Genomic DNA, 6,869 nt, shown 5'->3' on the forward strand with positions numbered 1-6,869 from the left:
ATGATAAAGCCTTTTTTGAGGTAAATCATGAATCCGGTTTTTATATTTCTTTTCGCTCTTCTGCTCATCCTGCTGATTCGGATGGGGAGTGGGTCTACCTGTATCTGCTGATTGAATTCCAGAGTACGGTTGATGCCTGGATGGCTGTGCGGATGATGACTTATGTTGGTCTGCTGTATCAGGACCTGATTCGCCGGGGTGAGGTGCTGCCGGAGCGGAAGCTGCCGCCGGTGTTGCCGATCGTGCTTTATAACGGGGACGCAAGATGGAGTGCGGCGACCGACATTGCGGCGTTGATCCCGAAGGCTCCGGGGCTGGTGGCAAGATTCCTGCCGAAGCTGGAATACCTGCTGATCGACGAGAACCAGTACAGCGAGGCGGAACTGTCCGGGCTGAAGAACCTGGTGGCGGCGATCATTCGTTTCGAGCACCCGGAAAACGAACAGGCGCTGCTGGGGCTGATTGATTTTGTAAACGAGTTGCTGGATGGCAAGCCTGAGCTCAAGCGTATTTTTGCGATCTGGATCCGTGCGTTACTCTTGCGTCAGAGCGGACAAAGCCTGGCGCTCCCCAAGGTGCGCGATTTGAAGGAGTTGAAAATGAACCTGACACAGCGGTTTGATCAGTGGGCCCAGAAGCACCAGCAGCAGGGTATCGAGCAGGGCGAAGCCCGTGCCCTCCAGAAGCTGCTGACCAGGCGCTTTGGGGCTTTGCCGGGCGAGCTCGTGGCCAGGATCGGCGCGGCTCCGGTGGCGCAGATCGATGTCTGGATGGAGCGTGTTCTGGATGCGGGGAGTCTGGATGAGGTCTTCCGTCCGTGAGATGGGTCTCCTGCACGCTTGCCCAGGGGCGACTCAAGCCTCGGATCTGGATCCGGATGGCCATGCCTGCGGGTAGATGAGCAGGTATTTATTTGTACTGTCAAAAACGGGTGCGCGATAATGCGTGCCCGTTGTCATTTGTGTCCGGGGCTTTCCGGCTTGCGGCATTCAAGGATCGTGTTATGGCTAAAGGAATGATTCTGGCGGCTGGCCAGGGAACGCGGGTGCGCCCGCTCACCAAGAATGTGCCCAAGCCGATGGTGCCGATCTTGGGCAAGCCCTTGATGGAGTATCTGGTTGAGCATCTGGCCAAGCATGAGGTGCGCCAGATCATGGTGAACGTGGCGTTCAACCACTACAAGATCGAAAACTTTTTTGGGGATGGCCGGCGCTGGGGCGTGGAGATGGGCTATTCCTACGAGGGGCTGCGTGACCACGGCGATATTGTGCCCAAGCCCCTGGGGTCGGCGGGGGGGATGCGGCGTATCCAGGATTTTGGCGGGTTCTTTGATGAAACCACCCTGGTGCTGTGTGGGGATGCGGTTGTCGATCTGGACATTACGGCGGCCCTGGCGGAGCACAAGGCCAAGGGGGCGCTGGCCAGCGTGGTGACCGTGGAGGTGCCCCTGGAGCAGGTGAAGAACTATGGGGTGGTGGTGGCCGATGAGGCGGGCCGCATTCAGTCCTTTCAGGAAAAGCCCCGGCCCGAGGAGGCCCTGTCGCGGCTGGCCAGTACCGGCATCTATATTTTTGAGCCCGAGGTGTTGCAGTACATTCCGGAGGGGGTGGAGTACGACATCGGCAGCCAGCTGTTTCCCAAGCTGGTGGAACTGGGGGTGCCCTTTTATGCCCAGCGCCAGGAGTTCAACTGGATCGATATTGGCCGGCTGACGGATTATTGGGATGTGCTGCAGCGCGTGCTGCGGGGGGAGGTGGCCCAGATGCACATGCCGGGCAAGGAGATCCGGCCGGGGGTTTGGGTGGGCTTGAACACGTCGGTGGCCTGGGACAGCGTTCAGGTGGTGGGGCCGGTGTATATCGGGTCGAATGTGCGTATCGAGCCTGGTTCCTCTGTGATTGGGCCTGCCTGGATTGGCCACGGCAGTCATCTTCGGGCGGGCTGCCGGGTGGAAAAGAGCATTCTGTTCGACTACACGCGGGTGGGGGAGGGGATGCGCTTTACCGAGAAGATCCTGTCGCCCCAGTATTGCGTGGACCGTAACGGGGATGCGGTATATGTGGGGGATGATGCCTGCGTCCTGCGCTGGGGTGATGCGCGCGCCTGATTTTTTCGCGCGTTGTTGTAGGGCCGAAGGGATTTCGGCCATTACGGTTGATGAATTATGTCTAACATGACTTCTCCCGCCTGGCGGGCTTTGGTGGAACATCGGTGTGCGGTGGGTAACCGCCATTTGCGGGCGCTGTTTGCCGAGGATCCGGCGCGGTTCTCGCGCCTGTCGGTCAAGCTGGATGATGTGCTGGTGGATTTTTCCAAGCAGCGTATCGATGCGCGCACCCTCAAGCTCTTGATCGATCTGGCTGAAACGGCGGATCTGCGGGGCTGGCGGGCCAGGCTGTTTGCGGGAGAGCAGATCAACGTGAGCGAGGGGCGGGCGGTGCTGCATCCGGCCCTGCGTTATCTCAAGCTCGATGCGTTTCCGTCGCCCCAGTTTGATGTGATGCCCGAGGTGCGCGAGGTGCGTTCCCAGATGCGGGCGTTTTCAGAAAAGCTGCGGGCGGGGTTGTGGCGGGGGTTTTCGGGTGAGGCGATCCGGGATGTGGTGAACATCGGGATTGGCGGTTCGGATCTGGGGCCCAAGATGGTGGTGGGGGCGTTGTCGTCCTACCAGCGGCGGGGTTTGCGGATGCATTTCGTGTCGAACCTGGACAGTGCCCATCTGGCGCCCCTACTGGATTCCCTGGATCCGCGTTCTACCCTGTTTGTGGTAGCGAGCAAGACCTTTTCTACCCAGGAAACCATGCGTAATGCCCTGACCGCCCGGGAGTGGTTGTGTGCGGCGGCGGGGCGGGATGCGGAGCGGGCCTTGCCCCTGCATTTTGTGGCGGTGAGTTCGGCGCTCGAGAAGGCGGCGGCGTTTGGGCTCCCCCCCGAAAACGTGTTCCGCATGTGGGATTGGGTGGGTGGGCGTTATTCCCTGTGGTCGGCGGTGGGCCTGCCCATTGCGCTGGCCATCGGGATGAATGGTTTTGAGCGTTTGCTGGCGGGGGCCGAGGCCATGGATCGCCACTTTCGGGAGGCGCCCCTGGAACGCAACCTGCCGGTGCTGATGGCCCTGATCGGGGTGTGGAATACCAATTTTCTGGGGGCCAGCACCAGCGCGGTGCTGCCCTACCACGAGTCCCTGCGGTTTTTGCCGAGCTTTTTGCAGCAGCTGGAGATGGAGTCCAATGGCAAGACGGTGGGGCGCGATGGCCTGCCGCTGGCCTGTCAGGCCAATCCCATTGTGTGGGGCGAGATTGGTTCCAATGGTCAGCACGCGTTCTTCCAGCTGCTCCACCAGGGGGGCTGGCTGGTGCCCAGCGATTTCATCGCCACGGCCCAGAGTGATTACCCGCTGCCGGGCCATCAGGCGCCGTTGATGGCCAACTTTCTGGCTCAGAGCGCTGCGCTGGCCTTTGGCAAGACCGAAGCGGAGGCCCGGGCCGAGCTGCAGGGGGCGGGGATTCCCGACAGCCAGATGGCGGCCCTGTTGCCCCACAAGGTGTTTGCCGGCAATCAGCCCTCCACCACCATCATTCTGCCCCGCATGGACCCGTACAACCTGGGTATGCTGGTGGCGCTCTATGAGCACAAGGTGTTTGCGCAGGGGGTGGTGTGGGGGATCAACTCCTTTGATCAGTGGGGGGTGGAGCTCGGCAAGCAACTCGCCGGCCGCCTGCTCCCCGCCCTCCAGGGGGAGGCCCCCACCACCGGGCTGGACCCGTCCACGGTCAACCTGATCGCCTGGTGCCGGGAACACGGGGATTTTTAAAGGCTCGCCTGCCCAGGGGCGGATGGGTTTGTAGCCGCCGCTGGGGTGGGCTCCACGTCCTGGGGTTCTGTGCCGATGGGTAGCCACACGGTAAAGGTGGTTCCCCGCCCCAGCTCGCTTTCCACCTGCAGGCGGCCATGGTGGCTTTCAACAATGCCGTAGGACAGGGACAGGCCCAGGCCGGTGCCCTTGCCGACGGGCTTGGTTGTGAAGAACGGGTCGAAGATGCGCTTCAGGTGCTCTGGTGCAATGCCGGTCCCTGTGTCGGAAACCGCGATGAAAACCTCATCTCCCTGACACCCGGTGGAGAGGGTGATGTCTCCCCGTTCGGGAATGGCGTGGGCCGCGTTGACCAGCAGGTTCAGGAAGACCTGGTTCAGTTGAGAGGGGTTGCAAAAAACCGGCGGCAGATCTCCGTATTTCTTGATCAGGTTGCATTTGTACTTGAGCTCGTTCCTGACGATATTGAGGGTGAGATCCAGCCCCTTGTGCACATCGGCCCATTGGAATCCTGCTTCACCTACATGGGAAAATGCTTTCAGGTCTGCAACGATCTGGGTGACACGCGCCAGGCCCTCCCGCGATTCCTGCATCAAGGAGAAGATGTCCGTGCGGAGGAACTCGAAGTCTGCCTGCTGCTTCAGGGCGTGTACGGCGGCCTTTCCTGCCTGCTGTGCCCCGGTGTCTGCTTCCGCTGCTTCGTAGGCTGAAATCACTGCAAAAACCTCCTGCAGATACCCCTCCAGGGTGCCCATGTTGGAGGAGACGAAGCCGATCGGGTTGTTCAGCTCATGGGCCACACCTGCTGCGAGCTGGCCGATGGAGGCCATTTTTTCGGACTGCAGCAAATGCAGGTGGGCTTCTTCGAGTTTTTTGTTGAGGGCGACCGCTTCGGCCAGCGCACGATTCAAGGCTTCCGAGGCGGTCTTCTGCTGGTCGATGTCGCGCACTACGGCAAGCGCTAGGCGCTTGCCGGCCAGCTGAAAGGGTTTCAGGGTGACTTCAACCCAGAACTCGCGGCCGGAGCGGGTTTTGGCCTGCCACTCAAAGGTGATCCAGCCGCCTTGATTGGCCGTCTGGAGGTAGCTCTTGACCGAATCGGATACATACGGGGTGCCGTTGGCGCTGAGCTGTTCCACATGGAGGGCCAGCAGCTCGTCGCGGGTGTGGCCATACAGCTGGCAGGCACTCGCGTTGACGTCGAGGATTTGGCCGGTCTGGGTGTCCTGGATGAGGATGGCGTCGCTGATGGTCTCGTAGACGGCCTGGAATTTTGCGGCGGCCTCCTGCAGGGCGGCATCCAGGCGCTTTCGTTCAGAAATATCCCGGGCGATACTGGAGGCGCCAAAGAGCCGGCCGTCCTGATCGATCAGGGGCGACACGGTGATCGAAATATCGATGAGCTGCCCATCCTTGTTTTGCCGGACCGTCTCGAAATGGTCCACACGTTCGCCCCGCGCAATGCTTTCCAGAATGGCGGTTTCGTCGTTGACTCTGTCCTCAGGGATGAGCAGGTGCATTGAGCGGCCGATGATCTCTTCCGCGCCATAACCAAAAATACGCTCGGCCCCCGCGTTCCAGCTGGTAATGATTCCGTCGAGGGTCTTGCTGGTGATGGCGTCGTCCGTTGAATCGACGATCGCCTTGAAGGCAAGCAGGGACTGCTCGGTCTTCTTGCGCTCGCTGATGTCGATGAAGGTGACCACCGCGCCGGTGATCTGGTGGTTGAAGATGATCGGGTAAGACCAGTATTCGGCCGGAAACCCGCTGCCATCCTTGCGCCATAAGTATTCATCGACCACATGGGTTCCCTTGCCACGCTGAAAAGCCTGGAAAATCCGGCAGTCTTCCACCGGGAAAGGGTCGCCGCCCGGCAGGGTGTGGTGAATGAGCGCGTGCATGTCGCGCCCCTGCAGCTCCTCGTGACTGGCATAGCCCAGTAGCTGCAGGCCGGCTTTATTGCTGAAGGTGCAGCAGCCATTCAGGTCGATTCCGTAGATGCCCTCCGCGGTCGAATCCAGGATCAGGCGGAACATTTCCCGGTCGGCCTGCGCCTCCGCTTTGGCTTCGGCCATGGCCTGCCTGTCGGATTCGGCGGCATCCCGTACGTGTTCAAGCTCCCGGGTTCGCGTCTCGACTTCCCGGCGCAGCAGCAGCGGTTGTCTGAAAAGGAGATGCCCTGCAAAACTGATCAGCAGGCTTGCCAGCAGCGCGGCAGCGAGTTTTCCGAGCAATCCCGGGTAGTCGTACCACGTGTTGGCGGGCTCCAGCGAGAGCGTCCATTCACCGTTGGGCACATCAAAGGAGAAATCATGGCCGTGCAATGGGCTGGATAAAAAGAAGTGGTGGGCGCCGGAGGAGGGGCCTGGCCCGGAGCCGGCAAAAACTTCTGGCTGACCCGTTTCCTGATTCTTGCGCCACAGGGCAAAGCGGTAGCCCTTGTCGCTCAGGCGCTGGGTCGATACTTCCTTGAGCAGATCATCAATGTTGATCACCACATTGGCGAAGCCCCAAAAGCGCGTCTTCCCGCCGGCAAGGCTGAGAAAGACCGGCAGGTGGCCAACAACGCCATGGCCGCCCTGGCTCAGCTTGAAAGGCCCGGCCAGCGTGAGCTGACGGGTCTTGAGCGCCAGGCGGGCTTCCGCAGCGTGCTGCTCATCCTTCAGCACGTCATGGCCGATGGCCTTCTCGTTACCCGCCAGGGGAGCAATTTTCTGTACGACGCCATTGGGGGCCAGTTGCAGGGAGCCGACTTCACCGGTGAATGCCAGGATCTGGCTGGCCACCTGTTCGAAATCGTCGATTTTCCCGTTGCCCTGGCGCACCAGGGCGGCCAGGGCGTAAGTGGCCGACAAGCCACGGTTGAGGTGCTGCTGGATCTGGCTGCCCTGATCGGTCGTGGCCTCGATCAGATCGTGTCGCAGGTGTTCGATGCGTATCCGCTCGCTCATCCCCACCAGGACCAGACCCACGGCGAACGAGAGACAGAACAGCAGGAGGGTTTTCGCCCAGGGCCGACCGGGTGCAGGGAGAGGCTGGCTGGTTGGGTTCATGG

At 61.0% G+C, this 6,869-nt stretch carries 4 protein-coding genes; 3 read left to right on the forward strand and 1 reads right to left on the reverse strand.

Going from position 1 to position 6,869, the window contains the following annotated elements:
* The 3 genes from PHD22_RS15660 to pgi all read left to right on the forward strand — a co-directional run.
* Nucleotides 1-821: Rpn family recombination-promoting nuclease/putative transposase (locus PHD22_RS15660; protein ID WP_299868953.1), on the forward strand; the 821-nt coding region annotated here is incomplete at its 5' end.
* 182 nt (nt 822-1,003) lie between these two features.
* On the forward strand, nt 1,004-2,107 hold the full coding sequence (locus tag PHD22_RS15665; RefSeq protein WP_299868956.1) for an NDP-sugar synthase: 1,104 nt from the start codon (nt 1,004-1,006) through the stop codon (nt 2,105-2,107).
* 66 nt (nt 2,108-2,173) lie between these two features.
* Complete coding sequence (gene pgi, locus PHD22_RS15670; protein ID WP_299868959.1) at nt 2,174-3,814, forward strand: glucose-6-phosphate isomerase; 1,641 nt, start codon at nt 2,174-2,176, stop codon at nt 3,812-3,814.
* Here the strand turns inward: pgi and PHD22_RS15675 are convergent.
* The coding region (locus tag PHD22_RS15675; protein WP_299868962.1) for a PAS domain S-box protein at nt 3,811-6,869 on the reverse strand (3,059 nt) is incomplete at its 5' end. The two genes, pgi and PHD22_RS15675, sit on opposite strands and share 4 nt — an antisense overlap.

The organism is Zoogloea sp. (assembly GCF_028693495.1).
In the GTDB taxonomy this organism is placed as follows: Bacteria; Pseudomonadota; Gammaproteobacteria; order Burkholderiales; family Rhodocyclaceae; genus Zoogloea.

Bases quoted from the DNA above. Each gene is read 5' to 3' on its own strand.
- pgi (WP_299868959.1), top strand. From the start codon at position 2,174: ATGACTTCTCCCGCCTGGCGGGCTTTGGTGGAACATCGGTGTGCGGTG.
- PHD22_RS15665 (WP_299868956.1), top strand. From the start codon at position 1,004: ATGGCTAAAGGAATGATTCTGGCGGCTGGCCAGGGAACGCGGGTGCGC.